Raw genomic sequence first — 18,719 nt, 5'->3', positions numbered from 1 at the left:
TCCGGCACAGTAGTCAGGTGCCACTCAGCAGACGCTTACCGGCAGCCGGGCCGGTGCTTCCCGGCCTTGGCTTCGCCGCTGCCGCCGTAGCCGCGGCCTTCCTGGTCCATGGCCTGCTGCCTGCGCTTCCTGCAATGACCGCAGCGGTGGTCCTTGGCGTACTCGCGGCGAACTTTCCCGGCTCCGCCGCATGGATGGCGGGAAGGGCGCGCCGCGGCCTGGATTTCGCGGGTAAGCACCTCATGCGGGCCGGCATCGTACTGCTCGGCCTGAAGGTCAGCGTCATGGACGTCCTGGGGCTGGGCTGGCTGGCGCTGGTCCTGATCGCGGCCGTGGTGGCTGCCGGGTTCGGCGGAACGTACCTCATCTCACGGCTGTTCCGGCTTCCACCGGAGACGTCCCTCCTGGTGGCCGCCGGTTTCTCCATTTGCGGGGCGTCGGCCATCGGGGCCGTGGCTGCAGTACGGCGGATCCGGCATACGGACACGGTGCTGCCGGTGGCGCTCGTGACGCTGTGCGGCACGCTGGCCATCGGCGTGCTGCCGCTGCTGGTGCACCCTCTGGGGCTCAGCGCCACGGTGTTCGGTGCCTGGGCCGGAGCATCCGTCCACGACGTAGGGCAGGTGGTGGCCACTGCGCAAACGGCGGGAACGGCGGCGCTGGGGATCGCCGTCGTCGTCAAGCTCACGCGGGTGCTGCTCCTGGCCCCCGTGGCCGCGATCGCCGGGGCGCACCACCGGTTTAGCACTGTACCCGGGGCCGCGGCCGCGGGGACCCGGCTGCCGCCCGTGCTGCCACTGTTCGTTGTTGGGTTCGTGGCCATGGTGGCCCTGCGCTCCACCGGCTGGCTGCCGGAAAACTGGCTGGCCGGCGGTGCCCTGGCGCAGGACTTGCTCCTGGCTGCGGCACTCTTTGGGCTGGGCTCCGCCGTGCGCATCCGTACGCTCCTGCTGACGGGAGGACGGGCCCTGCTGGCAGCCCTGGCGTCATGGCTGCTGATCGCCGCCCTTGGGCTGGCGGCCGCGGTGCTGATCACCGCCTGACCTGTGATTGGATGGCGGAGTGTCTCTTGAGAATCTGGGCCGCAATGAAGCGGCGGAACGTTCAGCCATGATCACCACCGCCAGCTACGACGTATGGCTCGACGTGCGGCAAGCCGCCGACCCGGGCTCCACCGGCTACCCGAGCCGCAGCACCATCGTCTTCAGTGCCGCCCAGCCGGGCACCACCACGTTCCTGGACTTCATCCACGGGGGCGTGCACAGCGTCATCCTGAACGGCGAGTCCCTCCGGGTCGACGACGTGGTGGACGGGCCCCGGATCCGGCTGGAAAACCTGCAGCGGAATAACGAGGTGACAGTGACCGGCATCGCCCTGTACAGCCGCTCCGGTGAAGGCATGCACCGTTTCGTCGATCCCGCGGACGGACAGTGCTACCTCTACACCCAGTATGAACCTGCAGACGCCAGGCGCGTCTTCGCCAACTTTGAGCAGCCGGACCTCAAGGCGTCCTTCACGTTCCATGTCACGGCGCCGGCCGGCTGGGAAGTGGCGTCCAACGCTGAACAGACCGCCAGGACAGCCCTGTCCGACGACCCCGCCGCCGCCCGGTGGGACTTCGCGCCCACGCTTCCCATGTCCACGTACATCACCACCGTGCTTGCCGGGCCCTACTTCAAGGCCCAGGACCGGTGGCTGGCCACGCTGGACGACGGCACGGCGATGGATGTGCCGCTGGCCCTCTATTGCCGGGCGTCCATGGCCGCGTCTTTCGACACGGATGAGCTGTTCCGGCTCACGAAGAACGGCCTGGAGTTCTTCAACCGGCTCTTCGACTTCCCGTACCCCTGGGGAAAATACGACCAGGCATTCGTGCCCGAGTACAACCTGGGCGCCATGGAAAACCCCGGCCTCGTCACCTTCACCGAAAGCTACGTCTTCACCTCCCGCGCCACCGACGCCCAGTACCAGGGCCGCGCGAACACCCTTCTGCACGAGATGGCGCATATGTGGTTTGGCGACCTCGTGACCATGCAGTGGTGGGACGACCTGTGGCTCAAGGAATCCTTTGCGGATTACATGGGCACCCTGGGCGTGGACCGGGCCACAGACTGGGCCACTGCCTGGGTGAACTTCGCCAACAAACGCAAGGCGTGGGCCTACGTGCAGGACCAACTGCCCACCACGCATCCCATCGTGGCGGACATTCCGGACCTCGAGGCCGCGAAGCAGAACTTCGACGGCATCACCTACGCCAAGGGCGCCTCGGTCCTCAAGCAACTGGTGGCGTACGTGGGCTTTGACGCTTTCATCGCAGGCTCGCGGGAGTACTTCCGCAAGCACGCCTACTCCAACACCACCCTGGCTGACCTCCTGGAGGCACTCAGTGCCGCCTCCGGCCGGGACCTGTCCGGCTGGGCGCGGCAGTGGCTTCAAACCGCGGGCATCTCCACCCTCGCCCTGGAGATCACGCCGGACGCAACGGACGACGCCGCCATCGGCGGTGCGGCCATCGTCCAGCAGGCAACGGACCCCGTCACGGGAAGGGACGAGCCCCGGCCGCACCGGCTCCGGGTGGGGCTGTACGATTTCGACGCCTCCGGCGCCCTGGTCCGCACCGGAAGCGTGGAAACCGACGTCGACGGCTCCTCCACGCCCGTTCCGGACCTGGCGGGCAAGCCGCGGCCAGCGCTGCTGCTCCTCAACGACGACGACCTGACCTACGCCAAGGTCCGGCTTGATCCGGTCTCCCTGGACACTGTCCTGGAGTCACTGGACAGGATCACCGACCCCATGGCGCGGGCCCTGTGCTGGACGGCGCTGTGGAACTCGGCCCGGGACGGGGAAAGCCCGGCGGCACGCTACTTGGATGCGGTGGCAGCGTTCGGTCCGGCGGAAACCGGGATCGGGGTCCTGCTGAACATCCTCGAGAACGCCTGCACCGCCGTCGAACGCTACACTCCCCCGGCCGGACGCGACGGTGTGCGGTCCCCGTTCCTGGCGGCCGTCGCTGCCGAGCTGGACCGTGCCGTTCCCGGGTCCGACCACCAGTTGGCGTGGGCCAGGACGGTGGGCACGCTCAGCAGGCACGACGCCGCCCTGCTCCCCCGCCTGCGCGGACTGCTGGACGGTTCGGCACCCGTCGGGGGCCTGGCGGTGGACGCCGAGCTCCGCTGGCACTTCTGGCATGCCCTGGCGGCGAACGGCCAGGCCACCCTTGCCGAACTCGATGCCGAACTGGCGCGCGACACCACCGCATCCGGGCGCGCCGGCCACGCCACAGCCGTTGCGGCGCGGCCGGACCCCGCCGTCAAGGCCGCCGCGTGGCAGGAAGCCGTCCACGGCACCGCACTCTCCAACCAGCAGCTCAGCGCCACCATCAGCGGCTTCACCACTGCCCCGGCCGGCCTCCTGGATCCGTACGTGGAACCCTACTTTGAGTGCCTGCGGGACGTGTGGGACGGGCGGAGCATCGAAATCGCCAGCAGGATTGTCCGCGGGCTGTTCCCCCTGAACCAGGACCTAGCGGAAGGCATGGCACCTGCGGACCACCCTGTACTCCGCAGGACCGATGACTGGCTGGCCGCACACGCCGACGCCCCCCGCGCGCTGCGCCGCATCATCCTGGAGCAGCGCAGCCACCTGTTGCGCGCGCTCACGGCGCAGGCCGCCGTCGTGCAAGCAACTGCCCGGTAGCCGCCGCGGCTGCTCCGTACCCGTCCTGCGCAGTGATGAGGGCCCGGTGCACAGGGACAGTCCCTGCGCACCGTGGCCCGGCGTCAAGGCGCACTTGGCCCCTGGAAACGCGAAAGGCCCGCACCGTTGCCGGTGCGGGCCTTCAGGAAGCTCGGTGGAAGTGGATTACTTCTTGCCGCCGAAGCCCTTGAAGCGAGCGTTGAAGCGCTCGACGCGGCCTGCGGAGTCCATGATGCGCTGCTTGCCCGTGTAGAACGGGTGGGACTCGGAGGAGATTTCGACGTCGATGACCGGGTAGGTGTTGCCGTCTTCCCACTCGATGGTCTTCGAGGAAGACACGGTGGACTTGGTCAGGAACTTGACGCCGGAAGCCAGGTCGTTGAAAACAACAGCTTCGTACTTCGGGTGGATCTCAGACTTCATAATGGGACCTTTGTTCGCACAACTGGATTTTGCCAGCTGCCAGGTATGAATGGGATAGCTGTCCCCGCGTCAGCCGGGCTTCGGCGGCAGGACAACCAGCTATCCATCATAGCGGATGCACGCGGCGGGCGCGAACAATCAGCGCCGGGACCGCAACTCCCAAAACGCCACAGCGGAAGCCGCAGCGACATTGAGCGAATCCACGCCGTTGCGCATGGGGATCTTCACGGCGAGGTCGACGGCGGCAAGGGTGCCTGCGCTCATTCCGGCGCCTTCGGTGCCGAGCACCAACGCCAGCCTGTCCGGGTCTTCTGCCGCAACGGCGTCCACGTCCTGGGCATCCTCGGTCAGTTCGAGCGCGGCGACTGTGAACCCGTGGTCCTTGAGCACCTGGAGGTCCTCCGGCCAGTTTTCCAGGCGGGCCCAGGGGACCTGGAAAACCGTTCCCATGCTGACCCGGACGCTCCTGCGGTACAGCGGATCCCCGCAGCGCGGCGAGACCAGAACGGCGTCGATATCCAGGGCGGCGGCGGACCGGAAGATGGCGCCGACGTTGGTGTGGTCCACGATGTCCTCCAGCACGGCGACGCGCCGGGCACCTTCGAGGAGCTCCGGCAGCGGGACCGGGGACGGCCGCTCCATGGCCGCCATCGCGCCGCGGTGCAGGTGGAAACCGGTGATCTCCTCGAGCAGGCCGGCACTGCCGACGAACACCGGCACATCCGGGTGTGCGGCGAAGACGTCCTGCAGGTCGGCCAGCCACTTTTCGGCGAGGAAGAATGAGCGCGGCCGATGACCCGCGGCGAGGGCGCGGCGGAGCACCCGGGAGGATTCGGCGATGTACATGCCCTCCGCCGGCTCGCGGAGCTTGCGGAGGTGGACGTCGGTGAGGCGGGTATAGTCCGCCACGCGCGGATCGTCCGCGGACTCAAGATAGTGGATTGTCACCGGGTGATTATTTCAGCAGATTGGCGGTCATGACGCCCAGGGCCACCAGCCCCAGGGCGAAGATCACGGCACGCAGCACTGTCGGCGAGAGCCGGCGGCCGATTTTCGCGCCCAGAACGCCGCCAACGGCCGAACTGAAGGCAATGAGCAGCACCACCGTCCAGTTGATCCGGTCGAAGGCAAACAGGAGGTATGACACCGCGGCCACCACGTTCACGCCAAGCACCAGGATATTCTTCATGGCGTTGGCGTTCTGCATGGTGCCGGTCAGGAAGACACCCAGGATGCCCACCAGCAGAATCCCCTGGGCCGCCACGAAGTAGCCGCCATAGACACCTGCCAGGTACACCAAAACCACCAGCAGCACGCCGTGGCGCTTGTCGCGGACGGCGTGTTCGGGGTTCTCCTCCCGGTTCCGGACCCAGGCCTGCAGCCGCGGCTGGAAAACAACCATGAGCAGCGCCAGGACGATCAGGAACGGTGCCACGTAGTGGAACACCGCTTCCGGCAGGTGCAGCAGCAGCCAGGCACCCGAAATGCCGCCCAAAAGGGATGCCGGCAGGAGCCGCAGCAACTGCCGGCCGCGCCCCTTGAGCTCGCGTCGGTAGCCCACCGCTCCCGAAACGCCGCCGGCCACCAGGCCCATGGCATTGCTCATGGAAGCGACCACGGGGGTGATGCCGAGGGCGATCAGCACGGGAAAGGTGACCAGCGTACCGGAGCCCACCACGGCGTTGATGGTGCCGGCCCACAGGCCGGCGATGGACACCAGGGTGCCGCTGAACAGATCCACCGTGGCTACTGCTAGCGGCGTGCGACAGCCGTGTAGCGGCCTCCGTTGACCGTCACGTCCAGCTCAAGGCCGAAAGTCCGGCCCAGGTTCTCCGCGGTCAGCACCTCGGCGATGGGCCCGGTGGCCACCACGCCTGCGTCGCGGAGCAGCATGGCGTGCGTGAAGCCCGGCGGCACTTCTTCGAGGTGATGGGTGACAAGGACCATGGCCGGCGCAGCTTCATCCATGGCCAGTTCGCTCAGGCGGCTGACCAGGTCCTCGCGGCCGGCCAGGTCAAGGCCGGCACCCGGCTCATCCAGCAGCAGCAGTTCAGGGTCCGTCATGAGGGCGCGGGCGATCTGCACCCGCTTGCGTTCCCCTTCGGAGAGCGAGGCGAACGAGCGGTTCAGCAGTGGCCCCATGCCCCAATCGTTCAGCAGGCGGAAGGCTCGGCGTTCGTCGTCGCGCTCGTATCCCTCACGCCAGCGGCCGGTGACGCCGTAGGCGGCAGTAACCACCACGTTCAGGACCGTCTCGTGTTCGGGGATTTGGGTAGCCAGTGCGGCCGAGGAGAGCCCGATGCGCGGCCGGAGTTCGAAGACGTCCACCCGGCCGAGCGTCTCGTCGAGGATTCCCGCGGTTCCACTGCTCGGGTGCAGCCGTGCCGCAGCGATCTGGAGGAGGGTGGTCTTGCCGGCGCCGTTCGGACCCAGGATGACCCAGCGTTCGCCCTCGTTAACCTGCCAGTCCACCTTGTCCAGCAGCGTTTTTTTGCCTCGGACAACACTGACGGAGGCCAATTCCAGAACATCACTCATAGGAGTAGACACTAGGACAAAAAGGAGGACGACTGATAACCGGTGAGGGACGCTCCGGCGTGGGCGCGTGCCGGCCGTCACGGCCAGGGTCCGGGCGCCTGCTTCCGGCGCAATGAATTCAGGGCACAGCTGCCCCGCTGGCTAAGATTGCAGGCATGACTTCGAACGTGACTGCGGTCAGCTACGGCCAAAATATGACTCCATACGGGCTGGAGCAGCTGCGTTCCGTCCTGGCCGCCGCCGGCGCCGAGGTGCTGCGGGAAGATTCCCTGGGTGACGAACGCTACCGCGTTCAGGTGGCGGAACTCGCCCTTCCGGATGCCACCGCCGCCGGCCTCGCCGCCCTCCGGCGGGCCGTAGCCGAAGCCGGCATCGACGGACAGGACACCGCCCTTGTTCCTGACGGCCTGCGGTCCGCCCCCCGCAAGCTCCTGATCATGGATGTGGATTCCACCCTGATCCAGCAGGAGGTCATCGAACTCCTTGCCGCCTATGCGGGCAAATTCGAAGAGGTGGCCTCCGTCACCGAAGCAGCCATGCGCGGCGAACTGGATTTCACCCAGAGCCTGCACGCCCGGGTGGCCGTACTCGCGGGGCTGCCCGCCGGCGTCGTGCATTCCGTCCGTGAAGAAGTGAAGCTCAGCGAAGGGGCCGCCGACCTCGTGGCCGCGTTCAAGGCTGCCGGCCATGTGGTGGCCGTGGTGTCGGGCGGCTTCAACCAGATCCTGCGGCCGGTCGCCGAGGAACTGGGCCTGGACTATTGGCAGGCGAACGAGCTGGAAATCGTTGACGGCGTGCTGACCGGCAAGGTGCTGGGCGCCGTGGTGGACCGCGCCGCCAAGGAGAAGTACCTGCGCGAGTGGGCCGCCGCCGAGGGCATACCGTTGGAGCACACCATCGCGGTGGGCGACGGCGCCAACGACCTGGACATGCTGGGCGCCGCCGGCATCGGCGTGGCCTTCAACGCCAAGCCGGCCGTGCGGGCTGTGGCCGACGCCGCCCTGAACATGCCGTACCTGGACGCCGTCCGGCACATCGCCGGAGTCTGAACACCTTTAACCGCGAGATGACACTTCGCGGCAGTGTCCGGGAGGAACATTGCCGCGAAGTGTCATCTCGCGGTTGGGGTGGAAGCTGAGACCTACTGCGCGCCCTTGCCGAAGTAGTCTGCGCCGCCGGCGTATTCCGTGTGGCCGGACTCAACGTCTGCGGTAACCATGCCGGCCACCACCTGGGCGAACTCCTCCACGGAGTAGAGCTTGCCGGCTTCGGCGCGGCGCGCCTCGATGGCACCCGGGGCTGAACGGTCCAGCAGGGTGGCGGTCACCGTGCCTTCGATCATGTCGCCGGACACTACCACCAGCGAGATGCCCTTTTCCGCCAGGTTGGGGATAAGCTCACGCAGCGCGTCCTCGCCGGCGCGCTTGCTGCGGGCCACCGGTTCATAGGCGTCCATGGTGGGCACGGTGTTGATGAAGTGGGCCTGGTGGCTGGTCACGAAGACCACCCGCGAGCCTTCCTTCATCAGCGGCACGGCGGCGTTGAGCATGTTCACCTGGGCGTCGCGGTTGAGCTTGAGCGCGTAGTCCTCGCCCATGCCGGTCTCCATGCCGCCGGAGGCGTTGAGGACCAGGATGTCCAGGGAACCGAAGTTCTCCATTGCTGCGCTGGCCAGCGCCTGGACGCCTTCCTGGGTGGTCAGGTCCGCGCCGACCGCCACGGCACGGCCGCCGTCGGCCTCGATGCCCTGGACCACCTTGTTGGCGCGGGGCGCCTTCTGGCGGTAGTTGACGACGACGGACGCGCCCTCGCCTGCGAGGATTTTAGCCACCTCGGCGCCTATCCCGCGTGAGGATCCGGTGACGATGGCGGTCTTGTTATCCAGCAGTCCCATACGTACTTCCTTTGTTCGAAACGTCTAATTCGCTGTTGGTCTGCAGACCATCATGCCAGCGCACAGCGGCGATTCCCTTGTCCGGGTCCAACAAAGAAGCCCGGCCGCACTAGTTCCCGCAAGGGCCTCCTAGTGACCCATGCCCAGGCCGCCGTCCACCGGGATGACCGCGCCGGAGATGTAGGCGGCCTCGTCGCTGGAGATCCAGCGGACCACGTTGGCCACCTCGGAGGCTTCAGCGAAACGGCCGGCTGGGATGCTGGCCAGGTAGTCCTTCTGGGTGGCTTCGGGGAGCTCGGCGGTCATGTCGGTGTTGATGAAGCCGGGGGCCACCACGTTGGCGGTGATGCCGCGGGACCCCAGCTCGCGGGTCAGGGAGCGGGCCATGCCCACCAGGCCTGCCTTGGAGGCGGAGTAGTTGATCTGGCCGGGGGCGCCGTAGAGGCCGGAGACGGACGAGATGAGGACAACACGGCCCTTGCGGAGCCGGATCATGCCCTTGGAGGCGCGCTTGATCACGCGGAAAGCACCGGTGAGGTTGGTGTCGATGACCGACGTGAAGTCGTCCTCGCTCATGCGCAGCAGCAGCGTGTCCTTGGTGATGCCGGCGTTGGCAACCAGGACCTCCACGGGACCGTGCGCGGCTTCGACCTCCTTGAAGGCGGCATCCACTGACGCCTCATCGGTCACGTCCGCCTTGACGCCCAGGATGCCCTCGGGCAGCCGGGTTTCGCTGCGGTAGGTGACGGCCACCTTGTCACCGTTGGCCAGGAAGGCTTCCGCGATGGCCAGGCCGATGCCGCGGTTGCCGCCGGTGATCAGGACGCTGCGGGGGGCGGAAACTGCTTCAGTCATTGACGGACTCCGGTTCTCTGCGGCATGCGGCGCCGCGGTAGCAAGGTGGTGTTTGGGACTGCCTCCGATCTTAGCGAACGGCCCGGGCCGGGTTTGGGTGCCACTGCCGATGGTGAGAGAATTAACCCAAGCCTTTGGAGCGTGATCAACCACCGTGACCCTTGAAAACCATGCAGGACAGTCCGCGCCCGGAGAACCCGGCCGGTTCTCGGGTGACGCAGAAGTCCACAGCATTACGGATGCCGCCGCAGCCCACTCGGTGGACATGCATAAGCGCATGGTCAAGTACGCCCTGGCCATGGGCATCCGCATGGTGTGCCTGATCCTGATCTTCGTGGTTGACGGCTGGTTCAAGCTGATTCCCGTGGCCGGGGCGGTGTTCCTGCCCTGGATCGCAGTTATCATCGCAAACGGAAGCGACCTCGCCGAAGGCCACAGCGACCTGTTGCTGGACTCCGCGCCGCTTGCCGAACTTGAGGCGCCCGCGCTCCCGGGCAGCGGTGATGAGCCGGGCAGTGCGCTGCTCCAGGGTGAACTGGTCGATGACACGGACCCGGGCGGCCGAACAGACAACCCCAACGCCGGGGAGGAGCGGCGGGCATCATGAGTATTTTCGATTTCGCCGCGGGTTCTGATCCCGCGTTCCCGGAGGATGCAGCAGTCTGCTCGCGCAAGGCCTGCCGTGCCGGAGCCTCCTGGCAGCTCCTCTGGAACAACCCCAAGATCCATACGCCTGAACGCCGCAAGACCTGGCTTGCCTGCGGGGAACACCGGGAGTGGCTCGAGGACTACCTGCAGACCCGTGGCCTGTGGAAGGAGACCCTTCCCCTGGACGCTGCGGACGGCGCCCGGGAGCAGGACAGCTGAATGTACCGGTTCCTCTTTTCCAGCAAATGGCTGGGCTATCTTCTGCTGGCCGTGATCTTCGCCTCCGCCTGCGTTTTCCTGGGCCGCTGGCAGATGGACCGCCGGGCCGAAACGCTTGCTGAGATCAACCGTGTGGTCAGCAACTATTCGGCTGCCCCGGTGCCGTTTGCGCAGGCCCGGGACCAGTTCCGGGCGCTGGACCCTGAGAGAGAATGGGCGCAGGTTGAGCTGAAGGGCTCCTATGACCCCAGCGGGCAGCGCATTGTCCGCAACCGCCCGCTCAACGGCCAGCCCGGCTACGAGGTGCTGGTCCCCTTCCGCCTGGACTCGGGCGAGACCGTCATCATCGACCGCGGCTGGCTGCCCATCGGCAATAAGAACCCGGGCAGCCCTGATTCGGTGCCCGCTCCCCCGGCCGGCGAGGTCACCGCCGTCGTCCGTTTGAAGCACCCCGAGCCGGAACTGCAGCGGGGCGCCCCGGAAGGCCAGCTGGCCTCCATCGACCTGAACGCCTACGCCGCCCAACTGCCATATCCGGTGCTCACCGGCGCTTACGGCCAGCTGGCCTCGGAAACCCCGCCGGCGGCGGGGATGCCCTATCCGTTCCCCAAGCCGTCCGTCGAGGAGGGCACCCACCTGTCCTACTCGCTGCAGTGGTTCGCATTTGGCGTGCTCATGTTTGTGGGCTTCGGCTACGCGGCGCGGCAGCAGGCGCGCAACGCGGCGATCGACGCGGAGGACGACGGCGAGCCGGACGCGTCCGGAACCGTGCACTCCGCCGTCCCCGCGCGCCGTCGTCCGGCCCCGCCCCGGAGACGGAAGCGGCCAACGGCCGAAGAAGAGGAAGACGCACTCCTGGACGCGCAAGGGTACTGACCGATGGTGAACGACGGCGGTCCCGTTGCCCGGGTGCGCTCCGCGCTGGTCGCCGCCGGCGTCGGCGACACGGTCCGGCACTTCCCTGCAGGTGTCCCCACCGCCGCCGCGGCCGAGGCGCTGGGGTGCGACATCTCGGCGATTACCAACAGCCTGGTGTTCGACCTGGCAGGCGAGCCCCTGCTGATCCTCGCCAGCGGCGCCGCACGGGTAGACACGGCATTGGTGGCCCGCCAGCTGGGATCGGAAAAGATCCGCCGCGCCTCACCCCACTTCGTATTGGAACATACCGGCCAGGAGGTAGGCGGAGTAGCCCCTGTAGGCCACCCCCAAAGAATCCGAACCCTCCTGGACGACTCCCTGAAAACCAAGGACCTCCTCTGGGCAGGAGCAGGAGACCACACCACAATGTTCAGCATCACCTACAAGGAGTTGCGGAGAATCACCGGAGCGCTGGAGTTGCCGGTGCGCTGAAGCGGCCTGCGCCGCGCAGCAAAACCTGTCACGGCGCCCCGGAGAACGCTACGCGAGCGTGATCAGGTCCAGGTAGTCTTCGTTCCAGTGGTCTTCCACGCCGTCCGGCAGCAGTACGACGCGCTCGGGGTTGAGGGCTTCGACGGCACCTTCATCGTGGCTGACAAGGACGACGGCGCCGGAGTAGTTCCGCAGTGCGCCAAGGATTTCGGCGCGGCTGGCCGGGTCGAGGTTGTTGGTGGGTTCGTCGAGGAGCAGGACGTTGGCGCTGGAGGCGACGATCGTGGCAAGGGCCAGACGCGTCTTTTCCCCGCCGGAGAGTACGCCGGCGGGCTTGTCCACATCGTCGCCGGAGAACAGGAATGAGCCCAGGATGCCGCGGACTTCCGCGTCCTTCATGTCCGGGGCGGCGGAGCGCATGTTCTCAAGGACTGTCCTGTTGACGTCCAGGGTTTCGTGTTCCTGGGCGTAGTAGCCAACCTTGACACCGTGGCCCGGGATGACCTCGCCGGTGTCCGGCTGGTCCACCCCCGCGAGCATCCGCAGAAGGGTGGTCTTGCCCGCACCGTTCAGGCCAAGGATGACCACCTTGGAACCGCGGTCGATGGCCAGGTCGACATCGGTGAAGATTTCCAGCGAACCATAGGACTTGCTCAGCCCATCGGCGGTGAGCGGCGTTTTTCCGCAAGGTGCAGGGTCCGGGAAGCGCAGCGCTGCCACCCGGTCCTGCTCACGGACGGCTTCCAGGCCGCTGAGCAGCCGCTCGGCGCGCTTGGCCATGTTCTGGGCGGCTACAGCCTTGGTGGCCTTGGCGCGCATCTTGTTTGCCTGGTCCATGAGGACCTGGGCCTTCTTTTCGGCGTTGGCGCGTTCCCGCTTGCGGGCGCGCTCGTCCGTTTCGCGCTGCTGCAGGTACCGCTTCCAGTCCATGTTGTAGAAGTCGATCTGCGCACGGTTCGCGTCCAGCAGGAACACCTTGTTGACTGTGGCTTCGAGCAGTTCGGTGTCGTGGCTGATCACGATCAGGCCGCCCTGGTGGTTCTTGAGGAAGTCCCGCAGCCACGCGATGGAGTCGGCATCGAGGTGGTTGGTGGGTTCGTCCAGGAGCATGGTCTCCGCATCTGAATAGAGGATGCGGGCCAGCTCGACGCGGCGCCGCTGGCCGCCGGAAAGTGTCTTGAGCGGCTGGTTCAGCAGACGGTCCGGCAGTGCCAGGTTTGAGCAGATCGAGGCCGCTTCCGCCTCTGCGGCGTACCCGCCGGCAGAAAGAAACTCCGCCTCAAGCCGGTCATACCGGTTCATGGCCTTGCGCTGGACCTGAGCGTCGTCGCTGGCCATCTCCTCCTGGGCCTTCCGCAGCTTACCCACCACGATGTCCAGGCCCCGGGCCGAGAGGATCCGGTCCCGGGCCAGCTGCTCCATGTCCGGGGTGCGGGGGTCCTGCGGCAGGTACCCGATCTCGCCGCTGCGGGTCACTTTGCCGGCAGCCGGAAGGCCTTCGCCGGCGAGGACGCGGGTGAGGGTGGTCTTGCCTGCACCGTTTCGGCCCACCAGCCCGATCTTGTCTCCCCTGTCAATGCGGAAGCTCACCTGGTCCATGAGGAGCCGGGCGCCAGCGCGCAGTTCAAGATCCTGGACGGTAATCACAGCAGGTAAGGCCTTTCACAACAGGGAACGCCGCAGCTGCGCACAGATATTGCAGGACAGCTGGGGAGAATGGCCGGAGAACGGCCTTTTCAAGTCTACCGGGTGCGGTTGGTGGCAGGAACCGCGAATACGCACCTCGCCCCGGCTTTGGCGTCATGTGACTCCGCTCCTGCGGGACCGGGCGCTGTGCCGGGAGATGCGGGGTTACGGGCATAGCATCGTGGAGGGTAGGAATTCGGATACCAGCCTGGCCGCCCAAGCGGATTATCTGTTGTCCTGGACAGCAGCCTTGGAACTACCCCCGCCCTGTACTGTCCCGGCTGCCGCCGACGTTGATGTATCCGTCCTTCGTGCAGTTGCTTCACCAGGGCCATGACGACCGGCAGCGGGCAGGCATTTCACCCCCGTCGAAGCGGACCGCCCTGGTGGTCACGCCCACCGTCGCGGCGGCCTGGCCAATCAACATCTGACACCTCTCCTTGCCGGGTAGTGCACTCCTTCGGGCTGCCGCAGGCCCGTGAATGATCCTCCTTCAAGCATGCCTTGACCTTCCCCTATCGGGACGGGTGAAGAGTAGGGTGGCCGAGACCACTCCCGAAGGGAGCGCCATGAGCGCCAAACCAGACATTGATGTAGACCTTGCGATTATCGGCTCCGGCGGCGGAGCCTTCGCAGCCGCCATTCGGGCAACAAAATTTGGCAAGTCGGTGTTAATGGTGGACCGATCAACCACGGGTGGGACGTGCGTGAACACGGGTTGTGTCCCATCTAAGGCATTGCTTGCAGCTGCTGAAGCGCGTCACGTGGCGCTGGACGCCGGTTCGAGATTCCGCGGCATAGACGCCTCCGCAGGCCCGGTGGACATGCACGGCCTGATTGCCGGAAAGCGTTCCCTGATAGCGGAAATGCGGACCGGGAAGTATGTTGACCTGATCACTCACTACGGCTGGGACTTCAGAAACGGAGACGCCTCATTCACCGGCACGCCGGAGGACCCCGCCCTGGAGATCACCGCCACGGACGGCGAAAAGGTATCAGTAGCCGCGGCCCACTACCTGGTGGCCACCGGGTCAGCGCCATGGGTCCCGGAAGTTCCCGGACTCCGGGAGACGCAGTACCTTACCTCCACCACGGCCATGGAACTGGAAGAGGTTCCCGAGTCCATGCTGGTGGTCGGCGGGGGGTACGTGGCGATCGAGCAGGCCCAGCTGTTCTCGCGGCTGGGAACCAAAGTGACCATGCTGGTCCGCTCCCGTCTGGCCTCGGCCGAGGAACCGGAGGCCGCGCGGGCCCTGATGAGCGTCTTCAGTGACGAGGGGATCCGTGTAGTCCGCCGTGCCACCATAAAGTCAGTAGGCCCGGACGCGGCAACGGGAGGAATCCGGGCAATTGCGGATGTCGCCGGAGCGAAGGAAGAATTCAGGGCCAGCCGCCTGCTTATGGCCACCGGACGGCGTCCTGCCACCCACGGGCTGAACCTGCACGGCGTGGGAGTGCAAACCGGAGACACCGGTGAAATAGTCGTTAAGGCCACGATGGCCAGCACCAATCCGCGCATCTGGGCCGCCGGTGACGTCACCGGTCACAGGAACTTTGTTTATGTGGCATCCGCGCACGGTGCACTTGTTGCTGAAAACGCCTTCACTGGCGCCGGGCGCAAAGTGGACTACCGGCACCTGCCACGTGTGGCGTTCACCAGCCCCGCAATGGCAGCCGTTGGTATGACCGACAGGGAAGCCCGAAGTAGCGGCATCAGTTGTGAATGCCGTGTTCTCCCGCTGGAATACGTACCCAGGGCACTGGTAAACCGGGATACGCGCGGCTTCATCAAGCTCATGGCCGAGACCGGGACCGGCCGGATTCTCGGGCTCACCGCGGTCGGCAAGGAGGCTGGAGATATTGCGGCAGCAGGCGTGTATATCCTGGCGGCCGGAATGACTGTCGACCAGGTGGCGAACCTGTGGAGTCCTTACCTGACAATGGCCGAAGGGATCAAGATCGCCGCGCAGTCCTACACCATGGACATCTCCCGGCTTTCCTGCTGCGCAACATGAGCCTGCTCCAGACGCATCACCGCGGCGGACTTGCCCCTGCTTCGCCGGGGAATGGCTCCATCACGCCTTCCTCGACAAATTCAAGTACCGCAAGGAAAACTGGTCCCGGCAGCGAATCACATGCGAACAAAAAGGAGATCCACGGTTGAAACCTTCGGTCATCGTTTTTGACGTCAACGAGACACTGTCCGACATGTCCCCCATGGGCCAGCGGTTCGTCGAGGTCGGTGCACCCGCTCAGCTGGCAAAATTGTGGTTTGCCACGCTGCTGCGGGACGGTTTTGCCCTGACGGCCTCCGGTGACAACAGAAGCTTCGCCGCCATCGGCGCCGAAGCACTGCACGGCCTGTTTGCGGGCACCGAATTGAACCAGGATGCCGACTCGGCCGTGAAGCACGTCATGGCCGGCTTCTCCGGCCTTCGAGTGCACACGGACGTCCCCGACGGCGTGACAGCCCTCGGCGCAGCAGGTTACCGGCTCGTCACGCTCACCAACGGGTCAACGCAAGTGGCCGAGAAGCTCTTTGCCGATGCCGGGATCCGGGACAGGTTCGAACGGCTGCTCTCCGTCGAGGACGCTCCGGCCTGGAAACCGAACCCGGCCTCCTACGAATACGCTGCATCGGTCTGCGGGGCCACCCCTGACCAGATGTTGCTCGTGGCCGTGCACCCTTGGGACATCCACGGCGCTGCCCGCGCAGGACTCGCCACGGCCTGGCTTAACCGGTCCGGCGGCCCATACCCCGACTACTTCCGGGCGCCCGACTACACCGCGGCCACGCTCCCTGAGCTGGCATCCTCGCTGGCGACAGCCACATGAACAACGGTTGATGGCGCCTGCGGTTCAGCGTGGTCATTACGTGGTGAAGATGGCTTTGTGGGCCTACCCGGCGGAGCTGCGGGCGATTCTGTTCAATAGCGCGCGGTCGTGGATGATAATCCGGCCGCGCCCCTGCCGGACGGCCCGTCGAGCCGCAAGGTCGCTCATGATTTTGCTTGTCGCTTCCCGTGAAGCACCGAGCAGCCCGGCGAGCTGTTCGTGCGTCAGGTGGATGGTCGGTCCCTGTCCGAACCGTCCTGGGGAGGCGGTATCACCCAATTTCAGCAGGGTGGAGGCAACCTGTGCTGCCAGCGGCCGAAGCGCAAGGTCCGTGAGCCGCTCCTCCAGCCGGGCAACCTGCTCACCGAGCAGTCGGGAGATGCGCACCGCGATCCTCGGGTCGGCGAGCAGGTAGCGTTCCACTTCTTCAACGCTGAGCTGGCAAACAGCCGAGTCCTCAATGGCCTCGGCGTAATTGTCATACATACGCTGGCCGATCAGCACCATCTCGCCAAAAACGGCTCCTGGTTCAAGGATGGCCATGGTCAGTGCCTTGCCGTCCTCGGTCACGCGGAATACCCGGACCCGTCCGCTCTTGAGGATAAACAACGCTGTTAGTGGCTGACTCCGGCTATACAGCAGCTCTCCCCGGCGGAATCTGCGTGCGGGGGCCATGAGCTCCATGGCCCCCATCTCCTCTGGCGTGAGGTCGGCGAAGAGATCCACCTCGGTCAGGCAAGCAAATGCGTCGGCTGGTCCTGCTGTCAGGGGATTGGCCTCTCGTTGTCGGGGGGACCATGGTCGCAGGTCTCCTGATACGGCAGCTGCCACGTCCGCACGGCAAATATCGGTCATACCTGGCCTTTGAGGATCCGGACCGCCACCAGTCCCAGAATAACGCCGTATACCAGATGGCCCATGAGGCTGAACATGGCCATCGCGTCAATGGCGAAGAGAGGCATTCCGAGCATGGCCGGCATGATGGCCAAGGGGCCCAGAACCCACCACATCGCACCATAGGCGAGGCCGATTACTGCGCCCTTGGCATACGAGGTGGAGAGCATGCCCCCCAAGGGTATGACGAGGCCCCAGCCGATGAGCACGGAAATCACCATGTGCACGCCAAAACCGACGGCAGCAGAGTCGGAGCCGACCATGGATGCGACCATCGGGAGCATGCCCATGAGGGACATGAGCATGCCGAACACCAGCCCGCCTGCGAGGCCGCCGGCCGCACCGGCTACGATCTTTCGGCCGAGCTGGGTAGCCGTGGGGTGGTGTGGTAGTGCTGAAGCGGAAGCCATGATGATTCCTTTCCTCGAAGTTGTGCTTACCAGTTCAGCCTTGCCGGTCCCCTGGAGCGGTTCAGTGAACTGGGCTACACAGCAGCCCGCTAATCCTCGATGGTCACACCGCGCCAAAACGCGACGCGGTCCTTGATGGGCTGGGCGCGGGATTTTGGGTCGGCGTAATACCATGCTGCGTCCACATTCCGCTGACCGTTGACTTCCAGCGTGTGATAGCTGGCTTGTCCCTTCCAGGGGCAGAAGGAAGACATGTCGCTGTCCTGGAGGTAGCTCGGATTGACGTCCTTCCGGGGAAAGTAGTGGTTTCCTTCCACAACCACTGTGTCGTCGGATTCGGCGATAACCGCGCCGTTCCAGATGGCCTTGACCATGATCGTGTTCCTTTCGCAATTGGCCCGAGGGTTAGGGCAGGTGTCCACCCTAAGGCGCCCGACTCCTCGGGTTCTGTAGCACAGCACACAGTCGGCCGGACGATGAGTGGCCAAGGCCATCGATTTGTGAACAGCGCTCAGCAGCGTGCCATCCACTTAGTAGGTCCCCCACAAAACTGCACTGCCAATGCCCCGGTAACGTCGGGAGCACATCACATTTTCCTTGTACACCAGCGACAGGACCACCATGGGCAACACACGCACCTCCGCAGAACCCAAGCCAGCGCTGCGCCGCACCTGGAACGCCACTGATCTCGGCCTGATCGCCGTATTCGCGGCGCTCGTGGCCGGCTCCGCGCTCGTTCCGGGGCTCGCCGTCAACGGGTTCGGCGTCCCCATCACCTTCCAAACCCTCGCCGTCATGCTGACAGGCCTGGTGCTCGGCCCGGGCCGCGGCTTCGCCGCCGTCGGCCTTTACGTCCTGCTCGGCCTGGCAGGGCTCCCGATCTTCAGCCAGGGCCGCAGCGGCCTGGGCATCCTGGCCGGCCCCTCGGTGGGCTACATCATCGCATTCCCCATTGCCGCAGGCGTGGTGGGATGGCTGGCCACCGTCGTCATCCGCCGCACCGCCAAGGTCCGTGCCCTCTGGTTCTTCCTCGCCGCCACTGTCACCAGCGTGGTGGTAGTCCACTCACTGGGCATTCTCGGCATCGCAATGAACACGAAGGCAACCATCGGCCAGGCATTCCTCAGCGACCTCATCTTCTACCCCGGAGACCTGGTCAAGAATGTCCTCGCAGGACTCATCGCCGTTGCCCTGCACCGCGCCTTCCCGGACATCCTGGTGCGGCGCACCCTCCGTACGGCTCCCATGCAGATCCGGGACTAGGTTTCCAC

General features: G+C 65.9%; 20 protein-coding genes. 10 read left to right on the top strand and 10 right to left on the bottom strand.

Annotated elements, in window-relative coordinates:
• Nucleotides 1–17 precede the first annotated feature (17 nt).
• Nucleotides 18–1,043 (top strand): YeiH family protein, encoded by a 1,026-nt coding sequence (locus tag ACIQCN_RS04610; protein WP_400609637.1) that lies wholly within the window; start codon nt 18–20, stop codon nt 1,041–1,043.
• A gap of 19 nt (nt 1,044–1,062) precedes the next feature.
• Entirely contained in the window at nt 1,063–3,696 is a 2,634-nt protein-coding gene (pepN, locus tag ACIQCN_RS04605; RefSeq protein WP_400609635.1) for an aminopeptidase N, read from the top strand.
• A 165-nt stretch (nt 3,697–3,861) separates the two neighbouring features.
• Here pepN and ACIQCN_RS04600 read toward each other — a convergent pair whose 3' ends face one another.
• From ACIQCN_RS04600 to ACIQCN_RS04585, 4 genes are all read right to left on the bottom strand, one after another.
• Complete coding sequence (locus tag ACIQCN_RS04600) at nt 3,862–4,119, bottom strand: type B 50S ribosomal protein L31 (RefSeq protein ID WP_159825646.1); 258 nt, start codon at nt 4,117–4,119, stop codon at nt 3,862–3,864.
• A 138-nt stretch (nt 4,120–4,257) separates the two neighbouring features.
• Nucleotides 4,258–5,067 (bottom strand): TrmH family RNA methyltransferase, encoded by an 810-nt coding sequence (locus ACIQCN_RS04595; RefSeq protein ID WP_400603834.1) that lies wholly within the window; start codon nt 5,065–5,067, stop codon nt 4,258–4,260.
• 7 nt (nt 5,068–5,074) lie between these two features.
• On the bottom strand, nt 5,075–5,860 hold the full coding sequence (locus tag ACIQCN_RS04590) for a sulfite exporter TauE/SafE family protein (RefSeq protein WP_400609634.1): 786 nt from the start codon (nt 5,858–5,860) through the stop codon (nt 5,075–5,077).
• Between the two features lie 11 nt (nt 5,861–5,871).
• Complete coding sequence (locus ACIQCN_RS04585) at nt 5,872–6,657, bottom strand: ABC transporter ATP-binding protein (protein WP_400603838.1); 786 nt, start codon at nt 6,655–6,657, stop codon at nt 5,872–5,874.
• A 155-nt stretch (nt 6,658–6,812) separates the two neighbouring features.
• Here ACIQCN_RS04585 and serB point away from each other — a divergent pair, with 155 nt between their 5' ends.
• Nucleotides 6,813–7,706 carry a phosphoserine phosphatase SerB gene (gene serB, locus ACIQCN_RS04580; protein ID WP_400609632.1) on the top strand — a complete coding sequence of 298 codons (894 nt, stop codon included), beginning with the start codon at nt 6,813–6,815 and terminating at the stop codon, nt 7,704–7,706.
• 92 nt (nt 7,707–7,798) lie between these two features.
• Here serB and ACIQCN_RS04575 read toward each other — a convergent pair whose 3' ends face one another.
• Nucleotides 7,799–8,551 carry an SDR family oxidoreductase gene (locus tag ACIQCN_RS04575; protein WP_400603843.1) on the bottom strand — a complete coding sequence of 251 codons (753 nt, stop codon included), beginning with the start codon at nt 8,549–8,551 and terminating at the stop codon, nt 7,799–7,801.
• 129 nt (nt 8,552–8,680) lie between these two features.
• Nucleotides 8,681–9,406, bottom strand: a complete 726-nt coding sequence (locus ACIQCN_RS04570; RefSeq protein WP_400609630.1) for a beta-ketoacyl-ACP reductase — start codon at nt 9,404–9,406, stop codon at nt 8,681–8,683.
• 154 nt (nt 9,407–9,560) lie between these two features.
• Here ACIQCN_RS04570 and ACIQCN_RS04565 point away from each other — a divergent pair, with 154 nt between their 5' ends.
• From ACIQCN_RS04565 to ACIQCN_RS04550, 4 genes are read left to right on the top strand one after another with little or no spacing between them, the layout of a single operon-like run.
• Nucleotides 9,561–10,013: a DUF3099 domain-containing protein gene (locus ACIQCN_RS04565; protein ID WP_400603849.1), complete on the top strand. Its 453-nt coding sequence runs from the start codon at nt 9,561–9,563 to the stop codon at nt 10,011–10,013.
• The gene (locus tag ACIQCN_RS04560) at nt 10,010–10,273 is read left to right on the top strand and encodes a hypothetical protein (RefSeq protein WP_400609628.1); all 264 of its coding nucleotides are present in this window, start codon (nt 10,010–10,012) and stop codon (nt 10,271–10,273) included. The genes ACIQCN_RS04565 and ACIQCN_RS04560 overlap by 4 nt, the downstream gene beginning before the upstream one ends.
• Nucleotides 10,274–11,149: an SURF1 family protein gene (locus ACIQCN_RS04555; RefSeq protein ID WP_400609626.1), complete on the top strand. Its 876-nt coding sequence runs from the start codon at nt 10,274–10,276 to the stop codon at nt 11,147–11,149.
• Nucleotides 11,150–11,152: 3 nt separating this feature from the next.
• The gene (locus ACIQCN_RS04550) at nt 11,153–11,623 is read left to right on the top strand and encodes a YbaK/EbsC family protein (protein ID WP_400609624.1); all 471 of its coding nucleotides are present in this window, start codon (nt 11,153–11,155) and stop codon (nt 11,621–11,623) included.
• A 48-nt stretch (nt 11,624–11,671) separates the two neighbouring features.
• Here ACIQCN_RS04550 and abc-f read toward each other — a convergent pair whose 3' ends face one another.
• Nucleotides 11,672–13,270 (bottom strand): ribosomal protection-like ABC-F family protein, encoded by a 1,599-nt coding sequence (gene abc-f, locus ACIQCN_RS04545; RefSeq protein WP_400603856.1) that lies wholly within the window; start codon nt 13,268–13,270, stop codon nt 11,672–11,674.
• A 608-nt stretch (nt 13,271–13,878) separates the two neighbouring features.
• Here abc-f and merA point away from each other — a divergent pair.
• Both merA and ACIQCN_RS04535 read left to right on the top strand, forming a co-directional pair.
• On the top strand, nt 13,879–15,324 hold the full coding sequence (merA, locus tag ACIQCN_RS04540; RefSeq protein ID WP_400609622.1) for a mercury(II) reductase: 1,446 nt from the start codon (nt 13,879–13,881) through the stop codon (nt 15,322–15,324).
• A 145-nt stretch (nt 15,325–15,469) separates the two neighbouring features.
• Complete coding sequence (locus ACIQCN_RS04535) at nt 15,470–16,144, top strand: haloacid dehalogenase type II (protein ID WP_400609620.1); 675 nt, start codon at nt 15,470–15,472, stop codon at nt 16,142–16,144.
• 63 nt (nt 16,145–16,207) lie between these two features.
• Here ACIQCN_RS04535 and ACIQCN_RS04530 read toward each other — a convergent pair whose 3' ends face one another.
• From ACIQCN_RS04530 to ACIQCN_RS04520, 3 genes are all read right to left on the bottom strand, one after another.
• Nucleotides 16,208–16,870 (bottom strand): Crp/Fnr family transcriptional regulator, encoded by a 663-nt coding sequence (locus tag ACIQCN_RS04530; protein ID WP_400609619.1) that lies wholly within the window; start codon nt 16,868–16,870, stop codon nt 16,208–16,210.
• 125 nt (nt 16,871–16,995) lie between these two features.
• Nucleotides 16,996–17,448: a hypothetical protein gene (locus ACIQCN_RS04525; RefSeq protein ID WP_400609617.1), complete on the bottom strand. Its 453-nt coding sequence runs from the start codon at nt 17,446–17,448 to the stop codon at nt 16,996–16,998.
• A gap of 89 nt (nt 17,449–17,537) precedes the next feature.
• A complete protein-coding gene (locus tag ACIQCN_RS04520; protein ID WP_400609616.1) occupies nt 17,538–17,822 on the bottom strand; it encodes a DUF427 domain-containing protein in 285 nt (94 codons plus the stop codon).
• Nucleotides 17,823–18,069: 247 nt separating this feature from the next.
• Between ACIQCN_RS04520 and ACIQCN_RS04515 the strand changes: the two genes are divergently transcribed.
• Nucleotides 18,070–18,711: a biotin transporter BioY gene (locus ACIQCN_RS04515; protein ID WP_400609614.1), complete on the top strand. Its 642-nt coding sequence runs from the start codon at nt 18,070–18,072 to the stop codon at nt 18,709–18,711.
• Nucleotides 18,712–18,719: the final 8 nt, after the last annotated feature.

Origin of the sequence: Pseudarthrobacter sp. NPDC092424 (assembly GCF_044754925.1) — a bacterium.
GTDB lineage: Bacteria > Actinomycetota > Actinomycetes > Actinomycetales > Micrococcaceae > Arthrobacter.
The sequence above is the reverse complement of the archived record's forward strand: the minus strand, read 5'-3'. Positions and strand labels throughout refer to the sequence as shown.